Source organism: Caldimonas sp. KR1-144 (assembly GCF_049446155.1).
Classification (GTDB): domain Bacteria; phylum Pseudomonadota; class Gammaproteobacteria; order Burkholderiales; family Burkholderiaceae_C; genus Rivibacter.
Genome location: NZ_JBMSEE010000004.1, coordinates 189,418 through 211,867 on the forward strand (window position 1 = coordinate 189,418; position 22,450 = coordinate 211,867).

The following is a 22,450-nucleotide window of genomic DNA, read 5'->3' on the forward strand; positions in this document are numbered from 1 at the left end:
AACACCCATGCCTCGCTCGTCCCTTCATCACCCGTACACGATGACCGCGGCGGCGGCGGCGCTGTGCGCCGCGTTCCTCGTCGCCGGCTGCGCGCCGGACAAGCCCGCGCCGGCCGCGGCCGCGCCGCAGGTCTCGGTGGTCCCCGCGCTCCAGCGCGAAGTCCAGGAGTTCGACGAGTTCACCGCGCGTCTCGAAGCTCCCGACACGGTCGAGATCCGCGCCCGCGTCGCCGGTGCCCTGCATGCGGTGCACTTTCGCGAAGGGCAGCTGGTCCGCAAGGGCGATGCGCTGTTCACGATCGATCCCCGGCCCTTCGCCGCCGAGGTGGCGCGTGCCGAGGCACAGGCCTCGAGCGCGCGCACGCAGGCCGAGCTGAGCAGGAGCGACCTGGCGCGAGCCGAGCGGCTGGTGGGCATCCAGGGCGTCAGCCAGCAGGAGGTCGAGCAGCTGCGCGCAGCGGCGAGCACGGCGCAGTCGGCCATCCAGGCCGCCGACGCCGCGCTGGCGCAGGCGCGGCTGAACCTCGAGTTCACGCGCATCACCGCGCCGGTTGCAGGCCGCACCTCGCGCGCCAACGTTACGCCGGGCAACCTGGTGGGCATCGGCGACCCGGTGCTGACCTCGGTGGTGTCGAACGACAAGGTCTATGCCTACTTCGACGCCAGCGAAGCGACCTACCTGAAGTACGCGCAGGCCGCGCGCGAGGGCACGCGCGCCTCCGGCCGCGAAACGGCTCATCCGGTCACGATGGCGCTGTCCGACGACAGCGGCTTCGTCCACCAGGGCCACATCGACTTCGTCGACAACCGGCTCAATCCGACCACCGGCACCATCCGCGGCCGCGCGGTGTTCGACAACAAGGAAGGCCACTTCACGCCGGGCCTGTTCGCGCGCGTGAAGCTGGTCGCAAGCGGCCTGTACCCGGCCACGCTGGTGCCCGAGCGCGCGATAACGACCGACCAGACGCGCAAGGTCGTGCTGGTCGTCGGCGCCGACAACGTCGTTTCTCAGCGCGAGGTCAAGCCCGGCGCGCTGATCGAGGGCATGCGCGTGGTGCAGGGCGTGAAGCCCGGCGAGCAGGTGATCGTCGAAGGCCTGCTGCGCGCCTCGCCCGGCGCGCCGGTGACGCCCAACCGCGTCGCGGTCGACGAGCGCGGCCTGCCCGTCACGGTCGCGAAGAACTGACGCCGCCAGGAAGACACCGCCATGGACATCTCCCGCTACTTCATCGAACGCCCGCGCTTCGCCGCGGTGCTGTCGATCTTCATCTTCCTCGTCGGCCTGCTGTCGATCTTCAAGCTGCCGGTGTCGGAGTACCCGGACGTCGCGCCGCCGCAGGTCGTCGTGCGCGCCAAGTTCCCGGGCGCGAACCCGCGCGTGGTCTCCGAGACGGTCGCCGCGCCGCTGGAGGAGCAGATCAACGGCGTCGACGACATGCTCTATTACCAGAGCCAGGCGACCGCCGACGGCAGCCTCACCCTGACGGTGACCTTTCGCATCGGCACCAGCCCCGAGCAGGCCGAAACGGCGGTGCAGAACCGCGTCAACCGCGCGCTGCCGCGCCTGCCCGAGGCGGTGCGCCAGATCGGCGTGACCACCGAGAAGCAGTCTCCGAACCTGACCATGGTCGTGCACATGACCAGTCCGGACGACAGCCGAGACACGCTCTACCTGCGCAACTACGCGCACCAACAGGTACGCGACGAGTTGCTTCGCATCCCCGGCATGGGTTCGGTGAGCTTCTTCGGCGGCGGCGACTACGCGATGCGCATCTGGCTCGATCCCGACAAGCTCGCTAGCCGCGACATGACCGCCGGCGACGTGGTGGCCGCGATCCGCGAGCAGAACGTGCAAGTCGCCGCCGGCGTGCTGGGCGGATCGCCGGCGCCCAAGGGCACCGACGTGCAGCTCGCGGTCAATGCGCAAGGCCGCCTGGTGAGCGAGGAGGAGTTCGCCGAGATCATCGTGCGCAACGACAGCGCCACCGGCGCGCTGGTGCGCGTGCGCGATGTCGGGCGCGTCGAGATCAGCGCCAACTCCTACGCGGTGGGCAGCCTGATCGACAACAAGGAAGCCGCCGCGATCGGCATCTTCCAGGCGCCGGGCTCCAACGCGCTCGAGATCTCCGAACAGGTGCGCGCGACGATGGACCGGCTGAAGGCCGACTTCCCGCAGGGCGTGGACTACCAGATCGTCTACGACCCGACGCGCTTCGTGCAGACCTCGATCGACAAGGTCGTGCAGACGCTGATCGAGGCCGTGCTGCTGGTGGTGCTGGTGGTGATCGTCTTCCTGCAGACCTGGCGCGCGTCGATCATCCCTTTGCTCGCGGTGCCGGTGTCGATCGTCGGCACCTTCGCGGTGCTGCTGCCGCTGGGCTACTCGATCAACACGCTGACGCTGTTCGGCCTGGTGCTGGCCATTGGCATCGTGGTCGACGATGCGATCGTCGTGGTCGAGAACGTCGAGCGCAACCTCGAGGACGGCCTGACGCCGCACGACGCGGCAGTCAAGGCGATGCGCGAGGTCAGCGGACCCATCATCGCCATTGCGCTGGTGCTGTGCGCGGTGTTCATCCCGCTGACGCTGGTGCCCGGCCTGTCGGGCCAGTTCTACAAGCAGTTCGCCGCGACGATCGCGATCTCGACGGTGATCTCGGCGATCAACTCGCTGACGCTCTCGCCCGCGCTGGCCGCCTTGCTGCTGCGCCCGCACGATGCGCCCAAGGACGCCGTCACGCGCGTGATGGACAAGCTGTTCGGCCGCTTCTTTCGCTGGTTCAACGGATTCTTCCTGCGTCGAAGCGAAGGCTACAGCCGCGGCGTCTCGGGCTTGCTCAAGCGCAAGTCGCTGTCGCTGGTCGTCTACGGCGTGCTGCTTGCGGCCACCGCGGTGCTGATGGCGCGCATCCCCAGCGGATTCGTGCCCGCGCCGGACAAGCAGTACCTGATCGGCATCGCCCAGCTGCCGGCCGGCGCGACGCGCGAGCGCACCGAGAACGTGCTCGCGGAGATGACCGACATCGCCCGCAAGGTCCCCGGCGTGGTCGGCGTGACCAGTTACCCGGGCCTGTCGATCGCCGGCTTCTCGGCCGCGCCGAACGAGGGCGTGATCTTCGTGCTGCTCGCGCCGTTCGAGCAGCGCCGCTCGAAGGCGTTGTCGAAGGACGCCATCCTGGCCAAGGTCAACGGCGAGCTGCAGGCCATCCAGGGCGCGCGCACCTTCGTCGTGCCGCCGCCTGCGGTCGACGGCCTGGGCAATGCCGGGGGCTTCAAGCTGCAGGTGCAGGACCGCACGGGGCAGGGCGAGCAGGCGCTGTTCGGCGCGGTGCGCGACACGCTGGGGCCGATCTACGCCGATCCGGATTCGGCGATCGGCACGCCCTACTCGAACTACGACATCAACGTGCCGCAGCTGTTCGCCAACGTCGACCGCAGCAAGGCCAAGCAGATGGGCGTGCCGCTGCAGAACATCTACGACACGCTGCAGATCAACCTCGGCTCGCTCTACGTCAACGACTTCAACCGCTTCGGCAAGACCTACCAGGTCATCGTGCAGGCCGACACGCCGCACCGCGCCGCGACGCAAGACAGCATCGTCGACCTGAAGACGCGCAACGAGCGCGGCGAAATGGTGCCGCTGGGCGCGCTGATGAGCGTCGAGCCGACCTTCGGCCCGACTCGCGTGACGCGCTACAACGGCTTCCCCTCGGCCGACATCAACGGCTCGGCCAGGCCCGGCGCGTCCAGCGGCGAGGCCGAGGCCGAGATCGAGCAGCTGCTCGCCAAGCTGCCGCGCGGCATGAGCTACGAATGGAGCGAGCTGTCCTACCAGGACCGGCTGACGCGCGACGTCACCGTGCCCGGCACCGACATCAAGGTTCCGACGCTCGCGGTCGTGCTGCTGCTGTCGGTGGTGCTGGTGGTGCTGGTGCTCGCGGCGCTGTACGAGAGCTGGAGCCTGCCGCTGTCGATCGTGCTGATCGTGCCGATGAGCATCCTGTCGGCGCTCGCGGGCGTGTGGGTGTCGCAGCTGCCGCCGTTCCACCAGGTGGGCGACCTCAACCTGTTCACCCAGGTCGCGCTCGTGGTGCTGGTCGGCCTGGCGTGCAAGAACGCGATCCTGATCGTCGAGTTCGCCAAGGAGCTCGAGGAGCGCGGCAAGTCCATCCTCGACGCGGTGATCGAGGCCTGTCGCCTGCGCCTGCGTCCGATCCTGATGACCTCGATCGCCTTCTGTGCCGGCGTGATCCCGCTGATCCTCGGCAGCGGCGCCGGCGCCGAGATGCGCCGCGCGATGGGCATCGCGGTGTTCTCCGGCATGGTCGGCGTGACGCTGTTCGGCATCTTCCTGACGCCGCTGTTCTACCTGCTGTTGCGCAAGAGCACCGCGAAGAAGCGCGCGCATGCCGCCGACCTGCGTCACCAGATCGACGCGGCCGCCCATCCCTTCCACCCCGGCGTGGACGACGCCGAGCAGCCCCAGACGGAGCGTGCGCAATGAAGACCCTTGTCACCCTGGCCGTCGTCGCGATGGTGGCCGCCTGTTCCACCGCGCCCGAGCACAAGCTCTACGAGCCCAAACTGGCCGCCGGCTTTGCCAACCAGCCGGACGACGCCGTGCAGGCCGAGCCCGGCGGCCGGTTCTGGCGCGGCTTCCACGACGACCAGCTCGACGCCCTGGTCGAGCGCGCACTGAAGGCCAACACCGAGCTGCGCATTGCCGGCGCCAACCTGCGCGAGGCCCGCGCGCTGTCGCGCCTCTCCGATGCGCAGCTGCTGCCGACCATCGGCGCGAGCGCGGGCGCGGGGCGCTCGCGCAGTGCCGGGCGATCGGACGAGGCCTATTCGCTCGGCTTCGACGTGAGCTGGGAGGCCGACCTGTTCGGTCGGCTCGACGGCGAACGCCGCGCCGCCGGCGCCGAGCTGCTGGCCGGTGAGGCGGGCCTGCAGTTCGCGCACCTGAGCGTCAGCGCCGAGGTGGCGCGCACGTATTTCGAGCTGCGCGGCCTGCAGGAGCGGCTGCGCGTGGCGCGCGCTTCGCTGCAGACGCAGCGCGCGGCGCTTGAACTGGTCGAGGGGCGTCACGCCGCAGGGCGGGGCACGGCCTTCGATGTCGAGCGCGCTCGCGCGCTGGTGCAGACGACGGCCGCCACCGTGCCCTCGCTCGAGGCCGCCGAACTGCGCGCACGCTACCGCCTGGCCGTGCTGTGCGGCGAGCCGCCGACGGCCTTCGATGCCCAGCTGAGCGAACCGAAGCCGCTGCCGGGCCTGCGCAGCGTGGCGCTCGGCGGCATCGGCTCGCCCGACAGCCTGCTGCGCCGTCGGCCCGACATCCGCGCGGTCGAGCAGCAGGCCGTCGCCGCGGCGGCGCGCGCCGGCGTCGCGCGCGCCGATCTGTTCCCGCGCGTCACGCTGGGCGGCAGCATCGGCCAGAACGCGCTCGGCCTCGGCAGCCTGGCCGACGGTGCGTCCTATGCCTACAGCCTTGGCGCGCGGCTGGCCTGGAACCTGATCGACTTCGGCCGCGTGCGCGCGCAGATCGCCGCGGCCGACGCGCGCGGCGAGGCCGCGGTGCTGGCTTACGAGCGAGCCGTCCTCGCCGCGCTGGAGGAGACCGAAGGCGTGCTGGCGGGCTACACCCGCAGCCAGCAGCAGGCCGAGTCGCTGCACGAGGCGGCACGCGCCGCCGAGAAGGCCGCGCTGATCGCACGCGAACGCTTTCGCGTCGGCGTGAGCGACTTCCTCGCGGTGCTCGACGCCGAGCGCGAGATGCTGGCCGCGCGCGACCAGCTGGCGCGGGCGCAGACCGATGCGGCGATCTCGCTGGTCGGCGTCTACAAGGCGCTCGCCGGCGGCCTGTCGGCAACCGCCGGCTGAACTCGAAACGCCGTGTCTCCACCGCATCGGCGGACACACGGCCACACGCACACCCCTGCGCCACGACACACCGCGGACAAGCCGTCCGGCTTCAATCCGCGCAACGACTTCGCGCCATAGCCCTCGAAAGGAAACGACCATGCGCTTCACCCCATCCTTGCTCTTCGTCGCGGCCCTGGCGGTCGGCACCGCCGCCCACGCACAGACCGCCGCCCACGCGCACGACGCCCCGCTGCCCTCGGCCTGGCAGACCGGCATCAAGCGCAGCGACCTGGTCAAGAAGGACCTGCATGCGCCGGGCATCGAGGTGATCCAGGCGCGCGTGGACATCGATCCCGGGGTCGCCTCGCCGCGTCATTCGCATCCGGGCGAGGAAGTCGCCTATGTCCTGGAAGGGAGCTTCGAGTACCAGCTCGAAGGGCGCGCGCCGATCGTGCTGAAGAAGGGCGAGTCGCTGTTTATTCCGGCCGGCGTACCGCACGTGGCCAGGAACGTCGGGACGGGCGTGGCCTCCGAGCTCGCGACCTACATCGTCAGGAAGGGCGCGGCGCTGGTCGTGCAGGAGTGATCGTCGCGCCTCGGCCGCCCCGGCGCGGCCGCATTCCAAACGGCGCCTCCTGGCGCCGTTGATCTTTGCAGTTCGTCGAATACCGCTTTGAGGCGCGCGGTCTGTATCCGCGGCCCACCGGTGCGGATACTGCCGCGGCACGCACACACCCGCGAGGGACCGCCATGAAGACGATCGACGAAACCACTGACCGCCCGCCCGCACACGGCGGCGCATCCAGCAGCCACCGCGGACTCCATGCCGTGCTGGCCGTCAGCAACTTCGCCCAGGGCCTGGGCGCCTTCGCGGTGATCGGCGCGCTGGCCTCGCTGATCCAGGAGCTGCAGGTTCCGGTTCACCAGGCGGGGCTGGTCGTCTCGCTCTACGCCGCCGTCTATGCCGTCGGCTCGCCGCTGCTCGTGGCCTGGTCGTCGCGCATCGGGCGGCGCACCGTGCTGGCGGCCGGGCTGCTGGTCATTGCCTTGGGCGCGCTCGTTGGCGTGCTGGCCCAAAGCTTCGGCGTGCTGCTCGCCGGCCGCGCGCTGATGGCCATCGGCGGCGGTCTGGTGACGCCCGTGGCCGGCGCGATCGGCGTTGCCACCTCGACGCCGCACAACCGCGGTCGCGTGCTGTCGACCGTGTTCGCGGGACTCACCATCGCGCAGGCCCTCGGTCTGCCGCTGGGCGCGTGGCTGGTCGGCGTGTCGGGCTTTCGGGCCACGTTCGTGGTCATCGCGGTGGCGTCCATCGCCGCCGCGGCCCTGGTCTGGCGCGCGGTGCCGCGCCAGCTCGCGACGACCTCGGCCGGGCTCAAGGCGCTCGGCTCCGTGCTGGTCGAGCCGCGGCTGGTGGCGGCCCTGTCGTTCATCGTGTTCTTCATCGGCGGCAACTTCGTCTTCCTCACCTACCTGACGCCCTTCCTCGAGAGCCGCTACCAGTTCCACGGCCACGCGCTGGCCGGCGTGCTGCTGCTGTACGGCCTGGGCGCGGTGGCCGGCAACGTGCTCGGCGGGCGCATGGCGGATCGGCTCGGTGCGGTGCCCACGCTCGTCGTGCTGTGCGCGGTGCAGCTGCTGGCCCTGCCTGCCTTGTCGCTGCTTTCGCTGGCGCCGTGGATCGCGGTGGCCCTGCTGGTGGTCTGGAGCGTGTTCGCCTGGTCGGTGCACGCAACGCAGCAGGCGCGTCTCGTCGCCCTCGACACGCCGCGCGCGCCGGTGCTGCTGGCCCTGCATTCCTCGGGCATCTACATCGGCGCCTCGGCCGGCTCGGCGATCGCGGGGCGCGTGCTCGAAGCCTATGGCGACCGCTGGCTCGGCCCGGCCGGCGCGGTGCTGATGCTGCTGGCCGCGGCCTCGCTGCTGCTCGTTTCCGTCATCGGCCGTGCCCGGCAGCCGGCCACGCGCGCCATCGCCGGGGCGCCGTCATGAACGACGCCGCGTGCAGCGAAAGCCTGGCGCACAACGCGCTGCGCCGTCGGCTGATCGACGATCGCTTCTTGCACGAAGGCGGCGCCGCGCTGCCCGGTGGCGCGCCCGTGCTCACGGAAGCGCAGCTCGCACAGTCGCTGGAGCGGGTGCTGGCCGGCCGTTCGCCGCAGGAGGACGTCCACGTCTTCGGCATCGGCTCCTTGATGTGGAACCCGGCCATCGACGCGGCCGGCGCCTGCGTCGCCTCGGTGCAGGGCTGGCATCGCAGCTTCTGCTTTCGTTCGCTGCTCGGGCGCGGCAGCGTCGAGCGCCCGGGCGTCATGCTGGCGCTGGATCGCGGCGGCAGCTGCCAAGGCATGCTGATCCGCATTGCCGCGGCCAAGGCGCCGTTGGAGCTGCGGCTGCTGTGGCGGCGCGAGATGGCGCTCGGCTCGTACGAGGCGCGCTGGGTGGGCGCGTGGGCGGACGGGCGCCGCGTCGCGGCCCTGGCCTTCGTGGCGAACCGCCGCTGCGAGCGCTACGTCGGTCGCATGCCGCTCGATGAGCTGGCGCACCTGGTCCGAACGGGCGAGGGCGTTCGCGGCAGCACGCGTGCCTACTTCGACGAGACCTGCGCGTCGCTGGCGCGCCTGGGCATCCGCGACGCCGGCATCGAGCGGCTGCGCGACGCGGTGCTGCGGGCCGACCGCGCCGCGCCTCAGCCGGCCCGCGACGCCGCGGGCTGATCGCCGGGCGGGAAGAGCGTCACGACCCAGTCGATGAAGACGCGCACCTTGCCGCTGAGGTGGCGATTGGGCGCATACATGACGTGAAGCGGCCGGTTGATCGCCTGCCCGTCGTCGAGCAGGCGCACCAGCCGGGACGTTTCCAGCGCCTCCTGCACGGCGTAGGAGGGCGCCTGGATGACCCCAAGGCCCACGACGCCGGCCTTCACGTAGGCGTTGACGTCGTTGACCACCAGCGCGTGATCGAAGACGAACTCCTGCTCGTCGCCGCCGGGCGTCGCGAACCAGAACGGCAGCGGCCGCGTGCCCCGCGCGGCGACCATGCCGATCGTCGGCAGCTTGGCGATGTCCTGCGGCAGCTGGGGCATGCCGTGCCGTTCGAGCAGCGGCGGTGCGGCGCAGGTGACGAACTGGAAACGACCGATGCGGCGCGCCACCATCGACTGCTCGCTCGGCTCGCCGGCGCGGATCGCGCAGTCGATGCCGTCGGCGACCAGGTCGGCATGCTTGGTCCCGATGCTGAACTCGACGCCGACGTCCGGGTACTGGCGATAGAACTCGTGCAGGCGGGGGATGAGGACCGACGTCGCGATCGCCGCCGCCGTCTCGACGCGGACCTTGCCCGAAGGCCGCCCCAGGGCCTGCCGGGTCGACGATTCGATGTCCTCCAGGTCCGCGAGCAGGCGCACCACGCGCTCGTAGTAGACGGCGCCTTCCGCGGTGACCGACACCGAGCGCGTCGTGCGATGGAGCAGGCGCATCTTCAGGTCCTCTTCGAGGCCCTGGATCAGGCGCGTGATCTTGGCGTTGGCCACGTCCAGCGTGTCCGCGGCCTTGGTGAACGAGCCGGCCTCGACCACGCGGACAAAGGCCTTCATCGCCTCGATGCGATCCATGCGTGACTCCGTGTGGCGAGGGCGCGCGGATTGTCTCAGCGACCCATTGTTGAAGGGTTGGCAATGAACATGTGCCGACGATGCCGTAGGTGCGCAGCGACCGGGCGCCTAGATTTTGATCACGACGCACGCCTTATGGAGCACCGCGATGTCCAGCACCCACCGCCACACGCAGGGCACCCGTTTCGAGATCCGGTACCCGTCGCTGTTCAGCGAGGGACGCGGCTACGCCTTCCCCTGCGACAAGCACGGCCGCGTCGACATGGACCGCCTGTCGGAGGCAGGGCGCCGCAACTTCCTCTTCGCGCGCGCCATGGTCGGGCGCGAGTTCGCCACGCCCGTGGTTCATGCGGCGTGAGCGCGGATCGCGGGCCGCGTTTCGTATGCACGTGTGTCGAGCGACGCGCCTGCAACGCTGCCATGCGATTCGGGGCGCCGGTTGACAAACCCCCGATACGAGCCACCGGCCCAATCACCTCAACGCGTTCGCACAGCCGCGCTGTCTTGCGAGGGCGTCATCCGATTCAGCGCTTTACCAAGGAACCCTCATGAAATTGCATCCGCTCATCGTTCTCGCCGCCCTGGCCTCGAGCCTCGCACCCGCCTTTGCCGAGGAACAGATCTTCGATTCGTCGCAGTGGCGTTCGACCAAGTCGCGCGCGGAAGTCATCGCGGACCTGGAGATCTACCGCGCGTCCGGCCTGGCCGAGCTGGAAAGCCGCGACAGCGTGGACTTCCCGGGCGACCGCTATGCCCAGGCCCGGCAGCGCTACCTGGCCCTGCGCCATTCGCCCAGCTTCGATTCGCGCGTGGTGGAGATCGCCCGCATGCGCGGCGAAGCGCCTCAGAACCTCGCGGGCACGTCCCGTCCGTAAGCCGTCGCTGCGGTTTCCAGGGATGAGGCGCGCGATGCACCGCTCGCCCATCCGTTTCGCGAGGAGCAGGCGATCATGTCGAACACGAACACGCTCGAACGACGCGGTTTCATCATCACCGCCGCCATGTCGCTCGCGGCCGCGTCGGTGGGGATGGGCCTGCCGCCCCCGGCGCGCGCGGCCGACGGCGGCCGACGCGTGGGCTCGGTCCAGCCGGGTACCCACACCGCGTTCCAGACACTGAAGCATGTCGATGCCGGCGTGCTGCGCATCGGCTATGCCGAGGCCGGCCCGGCCGACGGTCCGCCGGTGATCCTGCTGCACGGATGGCCCTACGACATCCACACCTACGTCGACGTGGCGCCGCTGCTGGCCGACGCCGGCTACCGGGTCATCGTGCCCTACCTGCGCGGCTACGGCAGCACGGCGTTCCGCTCGGCCGACACCGTGCGCAACGCGCAGCAGACGGCGGTCGCCTCCGACGTGATCGCGCTGATGGACGCGCTGCACATCGAGCGCGCCATCGTCGCCGGCTGCGACTGGGGCGCGCGCACGGCCTGCGTGGTCGCGGTCCTGTGGCCGGAGCGCGTGCGGGCGCTGGTCTCCGTCAGCGGCTACATCGTCGTCAACCGCGACACGCGCGGCGAGCCACTGCCGCCGGCCGGCGAGTTCGCGTGGTGGTACCAGTACTACTTCGCGACCGAGCGCGGCCGACAGGGCTACGAGCGCCACCGTCGCGCCTTCGCACGGCTGATCTGGCAGCAGGCCTCGCCGCAGTGGGCGTTCGACGACGCCACGTTCGAACGATCGGCACAGGCCTTCGACAACCCGGACCACGTCGCGATCGTGATGCACAACTATCGCTGGCGCATCGGCCAGGCCGAAGGCGAGCGGCAGTACGACCCGCTGGAGAGCCGCCTCGCCGGCGCGCCGAACATCGTCGTGCCGGCGATCACGCTGGAAGGCGACGCCAACGGCGCGCCGCATGCGCCGCCCGCGGCCTATGCCGGCAAGTTCTCCGGGCCCTACCTGCACCGCACGCTCACCGGCGGCGTCGGCCACAACTTGCCGCAGGAAGCGCCGGTGGCCTTCGCGCAGGCCGTCATCGACGCCGACGACCTGGCGCGAACGCGGCGCTGAGTAATGTCTTGTCGGCCGGCGCAGGCGATGTACACGCCGATACAGAGATCCTGGAAGCCGCCCGATCCGCCCCTACAACTCTCTACGTCATCCTCTTCTTCACCCCACCAGGAGCTCACCATGGCCCGAATCGACCAAGTCATCTACACCGGCAAGACCCACACCACCGGCGGGCGCGACGGCGCTGCGCGAAGCGACGACAACCGCCTGAACGTCAAGCTCACCGGCCCCGGCAGCAAGGGCGAGGGCACCAACCCCGAGCAGCTGTTCGCCGCCGGCTGGTCGGCCTGCTTCATCGGTGCGATGGGCAAGGCCGCGCGCACGATGAACCTCGCGCTGCCGGCCGAGACCGCGGTCGACGCCGAGATCGACCTCGGCAGCGGCGAGGGCGGCTATTCCCTGCAGGCGCGGCTGCACGTCAGCCTGCCGGGCCTCGATCGCGCGAGCGCGCAGGCCATCATCGAGACCGCGCACCAGACCTGCCCCTACTCGAAGGCCACGCGCGGCAACATCGACGTGAGCTTCACGCTGGCCTGAGGCCTCGCCCAAGGAAAGCGCCGCCGCCATGAGCTTGCACACGGATCCGGACGCCAGCCCTGCCGGTGAGCGCCTGCAGGCCTGGCGGCGCCTGCTGCCGCGCACGCTGTTCGCCCGCGTGGCCCTGATCATCGTGGTCGGGCTCGCGGTCGCGCAGCTGCTCGCCTACGTCTCGATCCGCTACGAGCGCGGCCTCGCGCTGCGCGAGCTGATGATGACGGGCATCGAGCGCGATATCGCCAGCTCGGTCGCGATCCTCGACCGCCTGCCGGCCGCGGAACGCCAGGACTGGCTCGACCGTCTCGAGCGCCGCAACTATCGCTTCGCGCTGGACGGGCCGGTCGAAGGGCCGGCACCGCAAGGCGCGATGCTGCAGCGGTTCGGCGAAGCGATCGCCAATGCGCTGCGTCCGTATCCGGTGCAGCGCATCGTTCAGGACGCGTCGATGCACGAGGCGCTGCTGATCCAGGTGCGCCTGGGCGACGGCAGCGATCTGGTGATCCATGCGCGGCGCGTCGAGATGCCGGTGTCGAACTGGGTCGTGTGGGTGCTCCTGGCGCAGCTGGCGGTGCTGGCCTTGTGCGGATGGATCGCCGTGCGACTCGTGACGCGACCGCTGGCCCAGCTGGCCGACGCGGCCGACCGCCTCGGCCCCGATCTCAAGGCCACCGCGCTCGACGAGCGCGGCCCCGCCGAAGTCTCGCGCGCGGCGCGCGCCTTCAATGCCATGCAGCGGCGCATCGCAGGCTACATGGACGAGCGCATCGAGATCCTCGCCGCGATCTCGCACGACCTGCAGACGCCGATCACGCGCATGCGCTTGCGCACCGAGCTGATGGACGCCACGCCCGAGCGCGACAAGTTCCGCCAGGACCTCGAGGCGATGCAGCGGCTCGTGAAAGAGGGCGTGACCTATGCGCGCGCGCTGCACGGTGCCGTGGAAGCGGCGGTGCGGCTCGATGTCGATGCGCTGCTCGAGAGCCTGGTCGACGACTACCTCGACACCGGCGCCCGGATCCGCATCGAAGGCCGCGCGGGCATCCCGCTGAAGACGCGTGCGCAGGCCCTGCGGCGCATCCTCGCCAACCTGGTCGACAACGCGGTGAAGTTCGGCAGCGATGTCGAGCTGAACGTGCAGGCACGCGGCGACCGCTTGCTCATCTCGGTGCTCGACGACGGACCCGGCATCCCGCCAGACCAGCTCGACGAGGTGCTCAAGCCCTTCTACCGGGTGGAAGGCTCGCGCAACCGCGACACCGGTGGCACCGGCCTGGGCCTGGCCATCGCGCATCAGCTCGCCGTGTCGATGGGCGCGCGCCTGTCGCTGCACAACCGGGCGCAAGGCGGTCTCGAGGCGCGGCTGGACCTGCCGGCCGCCTGAGCTCATTCACACCGGACCCGCACCATGAACCTCTCGCCGCTTTCGCGCCTGCTGCGCGCCTTCACGTCCCGCTCGTCCGCCGTGGTGGCGGCGATCGCCGCCTTGCTGGTCGCGATCGGCCATCTCGCGACTGCGGGCGGCCCCGAACTGGGCACGCCGGTCGTGCGTGCCTCAGGAGCTGCCATGCCTGCCTTGACCGGTGCCACCGGCTGGATCAACTCGCCCCCGATGACCACCGAGGACCTGCGCGGCAAGGTCGTGCTGGTCGACTTCTGGACCTACTCGTGCATCAACTGCCTGCGCACGCTGCCGCACATCAAGGCCTGGGCGCAGAAGTACAAGCCGCACGGGCTGGTGGTGCTGGGCGTGCATTCGCCCGAGTTCGACTTCGAGCGCAGCCAGGCCAACGTGCTGCGCGCCACGCGCGACCTGGGCATCGACTATCCGGTCGTGGTGGACAGCAACCATGCGCTGTGGCGCGCCTTCGGCACCTACGCCTGGCCGACGCTGCTGTTCGTCGACGCGCAAGGCCGCATCCGGCACCGCCAGCTCGGCGAGGGCGGCTATGAGAAGGCCGAGCGCGTGATCCAGCAGCTGCTGCGCGAGGCCGGCATGCCAGGCGTGCCCGACGACCTGGTCGCGCCGCAGGGCAAGGGCACGCAGGCGGCGCCGAGCCCGGTGCCGGCCGATTCCGGCGAGACCTACGTCGGCTATGCGCGCACGAGCGGCTTCACCGCCGCCGACGGCGGCATCCGGCAGGACCGCCCGCACACCTACGGCGGCGCGAAGTCGCTGCGCCTCGGCCAATGGACGCTGTCGGGCGCGTGGACCGTCGGCGCCGAGCACGCGGCGCTCGACCAGGCCGGCGGGCGCATCGCCTTGCGCTTTCGCGCGCGCGACCTGCACCTGGTGCTCGGCCCGCCGCAAGACGGCGGCCGGCCGGTTCGCTTTCGCGTTCGCATCGACGGCCAGCCGCCGCAAGGCGACCGCGGCACGGACGTCGACGCCGAGGGCTTCGGCCAGGTCGACGCACAGCGGCTTTACCAGCTCGTGCGGCAGTCCTCGGGCAGCGCCGAACGCCAGTTCGAGATCGAGTTCCTCGATCCCGGCGTGCGGGCCTACGCTTTCACCTTTGGCTGACTTGGGCTGAGAGACCGGCATGCAGCACGTGACCCCCGACCGCATCCTGCTCGTCGACGACGACCGCGAGATCCGGGACCTGCTCGTGACCTACCTGACGAAGAACGGCATGCAGGTGGTGGCGGTGCCGACCGGACGCCACATGCGCGCGGCGCTGGAGGAATCGGGTCCCTTCGACCTCGTGATCCTCGACCTGATGCTGCCCGGCGACGACGGCCTCGCGCTCACGCGCGACCTGCGCGCCGGCAAGCACAAGGCCACACCGATCCTGATGCTGACCGCGCGCGGCGACGAGGCCGACCGCATCCTCGGCCTCGAGATGGGCGCCGACGACTACCTCGCCAAGCCCTTCGCCGCGCGCGAGCTGCTGGCGCGCATCCGCTCGGTGCTGCGCAGGACGCGCATGCTGCCGCCCAACATGCGCTCGACCGACGAGGCGCCGGTGCTGGCCTTCGGCGATTGGCGGCTCGACACGATCGAGCGTCACCTCGTCGATGCCGAAGGCGTGGTCGTGTCGCTCAGCGGCGCCGAGTACCGGCTGCTGCGCGTCTTCGTGGACCACCCGCAGAAGGTGCTCAGCCGCGACCAGTTGCTGACCCGCACGCAAGGCCGCGAGGCCGAGCTCTTCGAGCGCTCGATCGATCTTCTCGTGAGCCGATTGCGCCAGCGCCTGCGCGACGACGCGCGCGAGCCGCGCTACATCAAGACGGTGCGCAGCGAGGGCTACGTGTTCTCGATGCAGGTGGAAGGGCAGGACCGATGAGCGCCGCGCTGCGCCGCGCCTGGTGCGCGGCCCTGTTCTTTGTCGCCGGCCTGGCCAGCGAACTGAGGTCGCCGCTGAACTGCCAGACGGTGCCGTCGCGCGGCAGCGCCGTGGCGCTGCGGCGCGATGCTCGGTGAGCAGCGCAACGCAGTCGGCGCGCAAGCGTCGACCGCCACGGCATGAGCCCCCGCCGGGGACTGCCTGCCGCGAAGGCCAGCACTATCCCTTTGCGAAGAGGCTTGTGCGGCGCTTCTGTTCGAAAAAGCACAGCTTCGCCTGCAAAGGCGCGGGCGTTCAGGCGGCGTAGCGCCTGTGCGCAGCCGAGCACCGCAGGGCTCGTGGCCCGCGCGCGCAGCGCGCCTCGACAACTGACTCGCCGCGTCTGTTCGAACGCAGTGAGCGTAGCGAACGAAGTGAGTTAGGCGGCGGGGCCCCGAGACCGAGGAGCGCAGGGCACCCTCGCGCAGCGAGGGCAAGCACCGAAGCGAAGCCGCCTGAGCGCCCGCGCCTTTGCTCCCCACGCTCGTCGCAGAGGCCAGCTCAACCGACCACACTAAGCCTTCGCGGCCGCCGCCTCCTCACGGCGCAGCTCCGTCACGGTGCGCCCGGCCACGCCCCAGTGGTCGGTGTCGACCTCGTCGATGACGACGAAGGTGTGCTCGGGCTTCTTGTTCAGCACGCGCACCATCAGGTCGGTGGCCTCGGCGATCAGCTGCTTCTTCTGATCCAGCGTGGTGCCTTCTCGGGTGATCTCGATGCGGATGTAGGGCATGGTGTTCTCCTCGTGTCGATGTGCCAGGGTCAGCTCACCACTTGCCCGAGCTCATGCCGCCGTCGACCGGCAGAACGATGCCGGTGGTGAAGGCTGCATCGCTCAGGTAGAGCACCGCGTCGGCGATCTCCTGCGTGGTCGCGATGCGTCCGGCCGGCTGCAGGGTGTTGAGGAAGCCGTGCAGATCCGGCGTGTACATCGGCGTGTCGACGATGCCCGGCGCGACCGCATTGACCTGGATGTTGTGCGGCGCCAGTTCGAGCGCCAGGGCCTTGGTGGCCTGGTTGATGCCGCCCTTGATGAGCACCGGCAGCAAGGCGGCCACGGCCTGGTTGGGCTGCAGCGCGATGCTCGCGGTGATGTTGATGATGCGGCCCGACTTGCGGCCGATCATGTGGCGCGCGGCGGCCTGCGACGGATAGACGAAGCCCAGCAGGTTGGTGTTCACCAGCGCCTCGACGTCCTGCGGCGTGTAGTCGACGAAGGCCTTGGGCACGAAGATGCCGGCGTTGTTGACCAGCACGTCCACCTGGCCGAAGCGCTCGACGGCGCGTTGCACCAGCGCCTCGCCGACGGCCGGGTCGGCGACGTCGCCGGCGACGCCGATGAAGTTGTCCGGCGAGCCCAGCGACTGGGCGGCCTGCTGCAGTCTTTCGGCGTTGCGGGCGTTGCCGACAACGTGGTCGCCGCGGGCGAGGAAGGCGCCGGCCAATGCCAGGCCGATGCCGCTGGAGGCGCCGGTGATGACGACGGTCTTGGGTTGGGTCTTCATGATGGGTTCCATTGCGAGGGTTGCTGAGACAGGCGGCCGTGACTGCCTGTTGGAACCAATCTATTTGCTGCGTCGGCATCAATAAATAGAATCGCAGCCACTTCAGTTGTGATGTGAAGTGTGGTCATGAATCGGCAGTTCGATGACGTGATGCTGGGCAGCCTGGAGCTGTTCTGCGTGGCTGCGGAGCAGGGCGGCTTCACCGCGGCCGCGGCCGCGACCGGCGTGACGCCGGGGGCGGTGAGCCGCACGGTGGCGCGGCTGGAGGAGCGCCTGGGGGTGCGCCTGTTCGTGCGCACGACGCGGCAGATCCGCCTGAGCGAGGCAGGCCAGGCCTACTACGCGCAATGCCGCCAGGCGCTCAACCAGCTCGTCGAGGCCGAACGCGAGGTCAGCGGACGCCAGGTCACGCCCAGCGGCCTGCTGCGCATCAGCGCGCCGACGACTTATGGCCACTACCGGCTGCTGCCGTTGCTGCCGGCGTTCCGGGCGCGCTATCCCGACATCCGCGTCGAGGTGCACGTCAGCAACCGCAACATCGATTTCGCGGCCGAGGGCTACGACCTCGCGGTGCGCGTGCGCGCACAGGCTGACTCCACGCTCATCGCGCGCCATCTCGAGGACGCCGAGCTCGTGCTCGTGGCCGCGCCGGACTACCTGCGCCGGCATGGCGAGCCGCAAAGCCTGGCCGATCTGCGCACCCGCGAGTGCATCCAGTTCGAGCTGCCCAGCAGCGGCCGGACGATTCCTTGGCTGTTTCGCGAAGAGGGGCGCGATGTCGAGCTCGCGACGAGCGGCGGCTTCGCGTGCTCGGACGACGTGCTGGCCGGCGTCACGCTCGCGCGCCACGGCGCGGGCATCTTCCAGGCCTATCGCTTCGTCGTCGAGGAAGACCTGCGCGAAGGCCGGCTGGTCGAGCTGCTGCGGCCCTTCGGCGGGCGCTCGCGGCCTTTCAACCTCTTGTATCCGCAGCTGCGCTTCGTGCCTTTGCGGGTGCGCACCTTCGTGGACTTCCTGCTGAGCCAGCGCGCGGGTGGCGGTGCGAGGGCGCGCGCGCCGGCCTCATGAGCGGCATTCAGCGCGACGCGATGCGCGCCCCTGAGCCGGGGTCTTCGGCGAGCGCGTCGTCCTCGATGCGTTCGAGCAGGCAGGCGGCGGCGTCGGCACTCTCCGTGCCGCGCGTGCGCAGGTAGGACATCATTGCCGCGAGCGAATCGTCGCAAAGCTCGGCCGGCATCAGCACGCCGGTGGAGACCATCTCCTCGCGGGTGATGCTCCCGTCGCGGTCGTGGTCCATGCGTTCGAAGCTGGCCGCTTCGGACACGAGATGGCGGCCGTCCTCGTCGGTCGCGATGCCGGGCTTGAGGATCTCGTAGAAGGCCTTGAACTCGTCGCGGCTCATGCGCCGGTCGCTGTCGACGTCGATCTTGTCGAACGCCTTGCCGAGCATGCTGGGCAACGACGAGGGGCCGCCAACGGCGCTGGTCATGGGCAATCTCCTGCTTCGTGGGCCCGCGAGGTTCTCGCGGGCGCGCCGAAGGAGATCGCCCGATAAGCGCTCGAACTGCCCGCCAGCTGCGGCGATGAGCGGGCCGGGCGTGCGGGACGCACGCCCGGCCAGCGACGATCACTGCGCGGCGCGCACGGGCACTTCGTTGCCTGCCATGTCGATCATCTCGCCGCGCTGCTTGGCGATCGTCGTCACCAGGCGGTCGAAGTTGTTCGAGCTGCGCAGGCCTGCGTAGAGGCGCTTCGCATGCAGGTAGGCGGGGCTGGCGAACGCGACGTTGTCGTGGCGCTCGAGTTCGGCCAGGCCCGACACGCGGTAGATCTCCAGGTCGGCCAGGACTTCCGAGCGCGACTTGGTCGAGACGATCTTCGACGAATCGAAGATCTGTTCCTCCGCGAAGGCGGGCGACAAGCTGGCGGCGGCAACGGCGGCGAAGACGAGAGACTTGATGTTCATGACGAGTCCTTGAAAGAGGATTGATGCGCTTCGAAGGCGTCGGCGGGTAGGCCGATGCTTGCACTCAAGATCGTTGGCGCGCAATGGAATTGCAAGCGATCTAATATTTCGCTGGCGGCAATTGAGTGATTCACGGGCGGCGCCAATCGCGCCTGTCGGAGCGCCTCGACGGCCGAGGCTCGGGCCGATCATTCGCGATCGCGCAAAGACGATTTGCGACAAGAGCGCTAACTCGCGCGGCGGGCGGTGCCTAGAGTGACTGCATCGGCGCGTCATCGCGCATGCCTTGTCAGGAAACGTCCATGAGCACCCAGTCGCACCAGTCGCAACGCCATCAACCGGGTCGGATCGAGCGGATGCTCGCGCCGGCGAACGCGCTGCGGGCGGCCGCACTCTCGCTCGGGCTGGTGGCAATGGCCGCGGGCGCGGCCGTCGATGGCGAGCCCGCCCGCGCGGTCGACATCGGCTTCGTCGACATCGGCCCCGAGTTCCAGTTGCGCCGAATGCTCGTGCGCCCCGCGCAGCCGAAGGGCACGGTCCTCTTCCTGCACGGATTTCCCGAGACGCTGCACGCGTGGCGCGGCATCGCCGAGACGCTCGGCAAGGACTACGAGGTCCATGCCTTCGACTGGCCCGGATACGGCCAGTCTTCGCGCCCGCCGGTCGAGCGGTTCTCCTACGCGCCCAAGGACTACGCTGCGGTCCTGAAGGCCTACATCGAGACCTCGCGCATCGACACGTCGCGGCTCGTGATCTACGCGACGGATATCGGTGCGCTGCCGGCCCTGCTGCTCGCCCTGGACGAGCCCGGCATCGCCAGGAACATCGTCGTGGGCGACTTCGCGCCGTTCGACAGGCCGCAGCACATGTACGCGAGCCTGCAAAGCCTGAAGTCCAAGGCTTCGGCCGAGGCCACGCGCGCCCACATGAACAAGACGCGCGACGAGATCCTCGAGAACGCCTTCCGGCGCGGCCTGCCCGCGCACGAGCAGTTCGAGGTTTCGCAGGCGTTCAAGGACGACATGTTCGCCGGCTGGAACCGCACGGCGCTGACGAGCGCCGACGCCTTCCATCACTACTACTCGCACTTCACGCGCGACCAGAACCATCTCGAGGCCAACCTCCATCGCCTCAAGACGCCGGTGAAGGTCGTCTGGGGCGAGAAGGATCTCTACATCGACAAGGGCATGGGCATCGAGTTCGCCGAGCGAATCGGCGCGCGGCTCGAGGTTCTGCCAGGCATCGGGCACTACCCGCATCTGCAAAGCCCCCGGCAGGCGGTCGATGAAGTGCGCGGCCTGCTCGGCCGGTGAGGGCCCGCGGCCCCGTCTTGCTCCACCGCGCGGCGTCGCATGCCGTCGCGCGTGACCCATTCACTCAACTTCGGAGATGCTCATGACCCGCTCTCAACTCGGAACCGCCGTCGTCACCGGCGCCTCGACCGGCATCGGCGCGATCTACGCCGACCGCCTGGCGCGACGCGGCCACGACCTCATCCTCGTCGCGCGCAACGGCGCCCGGCTCGACCGCCTTGCCGAGGACCTGCGCGCCAGGACCGGCCGCACCGTGCGCACCATGCCCGCCGACCTGATCCGTCCGGTCGAGCTGCGCGCCGTCGAGGTGCTGTTGCGGCGCGAGCCGGACATCACGGTGCTGGTGAACAACGCCGGTGTCGGCGCGCTGATGCCGCTGCTGCAGTCCGACGTCGAGGACATGCAGCGCATGCTCGACCTCAACGTCAGTGCGCTGACGCGCCTGACGTATGCCGCCGCGCCGGTCTTCGCCAGCCGCGGTCGGGGCACGATCATCAACATCGCGTCGATCGTCGGCATCGCGCCCGAGATCCTCAACGGCGTCTACGGCGCCAGCAAGGCCTATGTGCTGGCGCTGAGCCAGTCGCTGCACCACGAGCTGCACGACAAGGGCGTGCGCATCCAGGCGGTGCTGCCGGGCGCCACGGCCACCGAGTTCTGGCTGGCGGCGGGCAATCCGGTCGAGAACCTGCCGCCCAGCATCGTGATGCAGGCCGACGCGATGGTCGACGCGGCGCTCGCCGGCCTGGACCGCGGCGAGGTCGTCACGATCCCCGGCCTGCACCAGGGCGAGAAGTGGGTCCAGTACGAGGCGCTGCGCAAGGAGTTGTCAGGGCTGTTCGGGCACTCGACGCCGGCACCGCGCTATCTCGAGCGCGAGGAAATCGCCTCCTGAGCAGCACCTTGCCGAGGCGCGCGCATGACCAGCTCGGCGAGCCGGTCGCAGGCGCGTTCGAGATGTTCCTTCGGCGCCGTCGCCACGCCGAGCAGCAGCCCCGAAGGCGCGCTCGCCGCCGACTCGTGCCAGACGGACAGCGGGGCGGGCGCGAGCCCGAAGGCAAAGGCCTCGCGCGATAGCGCGACATCGGCCACGCCGTGGGGCAGGCGAACGAGCGCCGCCAGGGCCGCGAGCTCGGCATCGAGACCGTGCTGCCGCAGGCTGCGCAGCAGCGCCTGCCCTTGCTCCAGGTACAGGCGCTTCGTGCGCCGCAGGTGCCGCAGGTAGTGGCCCTCGCGCATGAACTCGGCCATCGCCAGCTGTGCCGCCGGGCCGGGTGCCGGCGCGAGGCAGGCCGCCACCTCGGCGAACGGCTGCAGCAGGCTGTCGGGCGCGACGATGAAGCCCAGGCGCAGCTTCGGATTGATGGTCTTGCTGAACGAGCCGACATGGATCACGCGCCCGGCCTGGTCCTGCGAGGCGAGGGCAGGGGCCGCGCGCCCATGAAGCTGCAGCTCGCCCAGGTAGTCGTCCTCGATGATCCAGGCGCCGGTCTGCGCGGCCCAGTCCAGCAGACGCAAGCGCCGTTGAAGCGACAGCGTGCCGCCCAGCGGCGCCTGCTGTCCCGGCGTCACGACCACGAGCGCGGCATCGGGTGCATGGTGCATGCCGTGGTCGACATCCAGGCCCTGCGCATCGACGGGAACCGGCACCGGCGTCAAGCGAGCCAGTCTCAGGGCCTGCCGCGTGAACGGAAAGCCGGGGTCTTCCATCCAGGCGCGCCGACCTTCGAGCCCGAGCACGCGCAAGGCGACGCCGAGGCCGGCGCTGTAGCCGCCGGTGACGATGACCTGGTGCGCCGAGCAGCTCAAGCCGCGAGCGACGGCCAGGTAGGCCGCGATCTCGCGTCGCAGCTGCGCCTCGCCGCGCGGATCGGGATACAGCGGCGAGCCGCTCGTCTCGGCCAGCACGGCGCGCGTGCGAATGCGGTTCAGGAGCTTGGCGGGCAGGCCCTCGCGCGACGGGATGCCCATCTGGAAGATCGCCGGCCCGGCGATCATTTCCCGGTACATCGCCATGAACGGGCCCTCGTCGGGCGCGTCGTCGTGGCGACGTGAGACGGCAGGGCGCTGCGCCACGCGCGTGCCTGCCGATCGGGACGACACGACCAGCTGCGCGGCGCCGAGCTTCTCGTAGGCGACGCGGACCGTGCCGCGCGCGACGCCGAGCTGCGCCGCGAGGTCGAGCCACGAGGGCAGGCGAGCGCCGGCGCTCAAGACCTGTTGCTCGATGGCCTGGGCGATGCCCCGGTAGATCTGCTCGGACAGCGGCACCGCGGAGGCCTTGTCCACCTGCAGGCGCAGAACGTCGGGCATTGG

23 protein-coding genes are annotated in these 22,450 nt (G+C 70.2%); 17 read left to right on the forward strand and 6 right to left on the reverse strand.

Features of this window, described 5'->3' with window-relative positions:
• Positions 1–7 precede the first annotated feature (7 nt).
• The 6 genes from ACO2TI_RS11290 to ACO2TI_RS11315 all read left to right on the forward strand — a co-directional run bounded on the left by ACO2TI_RS11290 (position 8) and on the right by ACO2TI_RS11315 (position 8,579).
• Complete coding sequence (locus tag ACO2TI_RS11290) at positions 8–1,186, forward strand: efflux RND transporter periplasmic adaptor subunit (protein ID WP_423284352.1); 1,179 nt, start codon at positions 8–10, stop codon at positions 1,184–1,186.
• Positions 1,187–1,207: 21 nt separating this feature from the next.
• Positions 1,208–4,504 (forward strand): efflux RND transporter permease subunit, encoded by a 3,297-nt coding sequence (locus tag ACO2TI_RS11295; protein ID WP_423284354.1) that lies wholly within the window; start codon positions 1,208–1,210, stop codon positions 4,502–4,504.
• A complete protein-coding gene (locus tag ACO2TI_RS11300; RefSeq protein WP_423284356.1) occupies positions 4,501–5,880 on the forward strand; it encodes an efflux transporter outer membrane subunit in 1,380 nt (459 codons plus the stop codon). The genes ACO2TI_RS11295 and ACO2TI_RS11300 overlap by 4 nt, the downstream gene beginning before the upstream one ends.
• 139 nt (positions 5,881–6,019) lie before the next feature.
• Positions 6,020–6,448, forward strand: coding sequence for a cupin domain-containing protein (locus tag ACO2TI_RS11305; protein WP_423284359.1), 429 nt, complete (start codon positions 6,020–6,022; stop codon positions 6,446–6,448).
• 164 nt (positions 6,449–6,612) lie between these two features.
• The gene (locus ACO2TI_RS11310; RefSeq protein WP_423284361.1) at positions 6,613–7,854 is read left to right on the forward strand and encodes an MFS transporter; all 1,242 of its coding nucleotides are present in this window, start codon (positions 6,613–6,615) and stop codon (positions 7,852–7,854) included.
• Positions 7,851–8,579: a gamma-glutamylcyclotransferase gene (locus tag ACO2TI_RS11315; RefSeq protein WP_423284364.1), complete on the forward strand. Its 729-nt coding sequence runs from the start codon at positions 7,851–7,853 to the stop codon at positions 8,577–8,579. The genes ACO2TI_RS11310 and ACO2TI_RS11315 overlap by 4 nt, the downstream gene beginning before the upstream one ends.
• On the opposite strand, the gene ACO2TI_RS11320 is transcribed toward ACO2TI_RS11315, so the two are convergent.
• A complete protein-coding gene (locus ACO2TI_RS11320) occupies positions 8,552–9,475 on the reverse strand; it encodes a LysR family transcriptional regulator (RefSeq protein WP_423284367.1) in 924 nt (307 codons plus the stop codon). The genes ACO2TI_RS11315 and ACO2TI_RS11320 overlap by 28 nt on opposite strands.
• Before the next feature lie 148 nt (positions 9,476–9,623).
• Between ACO2TI_RS11320 and ACO2TI_RS11325 the strand changes: the two genes are divergently transcribed.
• The 8 genes from ACO2TI_RS11325 to ACO2TI_RS11360 all read left to right on the forward strand — a co-directional run bounded on the left by ACO2TI_RS11325 (position 9,624) and on the right by ACO2TI_RS11360 (position 15,448).
• Positions 9,624–9,833: a hypothetical protein gene (locus ACO2TI_RS11325; RefSeq protein ID WP_423284369.1), complete on the forward strand. Its 210-nt coding sequence runs from the start codon at positions 9,624–9,626 to the stop codon at positions 9,831–9,833.
• Positions 9,834–10,023: 190 nt separating this feature from the next.
• Positions 10,024–10,350 carry a DUF4148 domain-containing protein gene (locus ACO2TI_RS11330; protein ID WP_423284371.1) on the forward strand — a complete coding sequence of 109 codons (327 nt, stop codon included), beginning with the start codon at positions 10,024–10,026 and terminating at the stop codon, positions 10,348–10,350.
• A gap of 75 nt (positions 10,351–10,425) precedes the next feature.
• Positions 10,426–11,490, forward strand: coding sequence for an alpha/beta fold hydrolase (locus tag ACO2TI_RS11335; RefSeq protein WP_423284372.1), 1,065 nt, complete (start codon positions 10,426–10,428; stop codon positions 11,488–11,490).
• 120 nt (positions 11,491–11,610) lie between these two features.
• Positions 11,611–12,027: an organic hydroperoxide resistance protein gene (locus ACO2TI_RS11340; RefSeq protein ID WP_423284374.1), complete on the forward strand. Its 417-nt coding sequence runs from the start codon at positions 11,611–11,613 to the stop codon at positions 12,025–12,027.
• A 28-nt stretch (positions 12,028–12,055) separates the two neighbouring features.
• Positions 12,056–13,408, forward strand: coding sequence for an ATP-binding protein (locus ACO2TI_RS11345; protein WP_423284376.1), 1,353 nt, complete (start codon positions 12,056–12,058; stop codon positions 13,406–13,408).
• A gap of 24 nt (positions 13,409–13,432) precedes the next feature.
• A complete protein-coding gene (locus ACO2TI_RS11350) occupies positions 13,433–14,548 on the forward strand; it encodes a thioredoxin family protein (RefSeq protein WP_423284377.1) in 1,116 nt (371 codons plus the stop codon).
• Between the two features lie 19 nt (positions 14,549–14,567).
• Positions 14,568–15,311: a response regulator gene (locus ACO2TI_RS11355; RefSeq protein ID WP_423284378.1), complete on the forward strand. Its 744-nt coding sequence runs from the start codon at positions 14,568–14,570 to the stop codon at positions 15,309–15,311.
• Positions 15,308–15,448 carry a hypothetical protein gene (locus tag ACO2TI_RS11360; RefSeq protein WP_423284381.1) on the forward strand — a complete coding sequence of 47 codons (141 nt, stop codon included), beginning with the start codon at positions 15,308–15,310 and terminating at the stop codon, positions 15,446–15,448. The genes ACO2TI_RS11355 and ACO2TI_RS11360 overlap by 4 nt, the downstream gene beginning before the upstream one ends.
• A 416-nt stretch (positions 15,449–15,864) precedes the next feature.
• On the opposite strand, the gene ACO2TI_RS11365 is transcribed toward ACO2TI_RS11360, so the two are convergent.
• Positions 15,865–16,083 (reverse strand): tautomerase family protein, encoded by a 219-nt coding sequence (locus ACO2TI_RS11365; RefSeq protein ID WP_423284383.1) that lies wholly within the window; start codon positions 16,081–16,083, stop codon positions 15,865–15,867.
• Positions 16,084–16,117: 34 nt separating this feature from the next.
• Complete coding sequence (locus ACO2TI_RS11370) at positions 16,118–16,855, reverse strand: SDR family NAD(P)-dependent oxidoreductase (protein ID WP_423284385.1); 738 nt, start codon at positions 16,853–16,855, stop codon at positions 16,118–16,120.
• 126 nt (positions 16,856–16,981) lie between these two features.
• Between ACO2TI_RS11370 and ACO2TI_RS11375 the strand changes: the two genes are divergently transcribed.
• Positions 16,982–17,923, forward strand: a complete 942-nt coding sequence (locus tag ACO2TI_RS11375) for a LysR substrate-binding domain-containing protein (protein WP_423284387.1) — start codon at positions 16,982–16,984, stop codon at positions 17,921–17,923.
• Between the two features lie 7 nt (positions 17,924–17,930).
• Here the strand turns inward: ACO2TI_RS11375 and ACO2TI_RS11380 are convergent, their stop codons facing one another.
• Both ACO2TI_RS11380 and ACO2TI_RS11385 read right to left on the reverse strand, forming a co-directional pair.
• Positions 17,931–18,344, reverse strand: a complete 414-nt coding sequence (locus tag ACO2TI_RS11380; protein WP_423284388.1) for an EF-hand domain-containing protein — start codon at positions 18,342–18,344, stop codon at positions 17,931–17,933.
• 138 nt (positions 18,345–18,482) lie between these two features.
• Positions 18,483–18,821, reverse strand: coding sequence for a hypothetical protein (locus ACO2TI_RS11385; protein WP_423284390.1), 339 nt, complete (start codon positions 18,819–18,821; stop codon positions 18,483–18,485).
• 302 nt (positions 18,822–19,123) lie between these two features.
• On the opposite strand from ACO2TI_RS11385, the gene ACO2TI_RS11390 reads away from it, so the two are divergent.
• Positions 19,124–20,134, forward strand: coding sequence for an alpha/beta fold hydrolase (locus ACO2TI_RS11390; protein ID WP_423284392.1), 1,011 nt, complete (start codon positions 19,124–19,126; stop codon positions 20,132–20,134).
• Positions 20,135–20,216: 82 nt separating this feature from the next.
• The gene (locus ACO2TI_RS11395) at positions 20,217–21,029 is read left to right on the forward strand and encodes an SDR family NAD(P)-dependent oxidoreductase (RefSeq protein ID WP_423284393.1); all 813 of its coding nucleotides are present in this window, start codon (positions 20,217–20,219) and stop codon (positions 21,027–21,029) included.
• Here ACO2TI_RS11395 and ACO2TI_RS11400 read toward each other — a convergent pair.
• On the reverse strand, positions 20,999–22,447 hold the full coding sequence (locus ACO2TI_RS11400) for a PLP-dependent aminotransferase family protein (protein ID WP_423284395.1): 1,449 nt from the start codon (positions 22,445–22,447) through the stop codon (positions 20,999–21,001). The genes ACO2TI_RS11395 and ACO2TI_RS11400 overlap by 31 nt on opposite strands.
• Between the last annotated feature and the right edge of the window lie 3 nt (positions 22,448–22,450).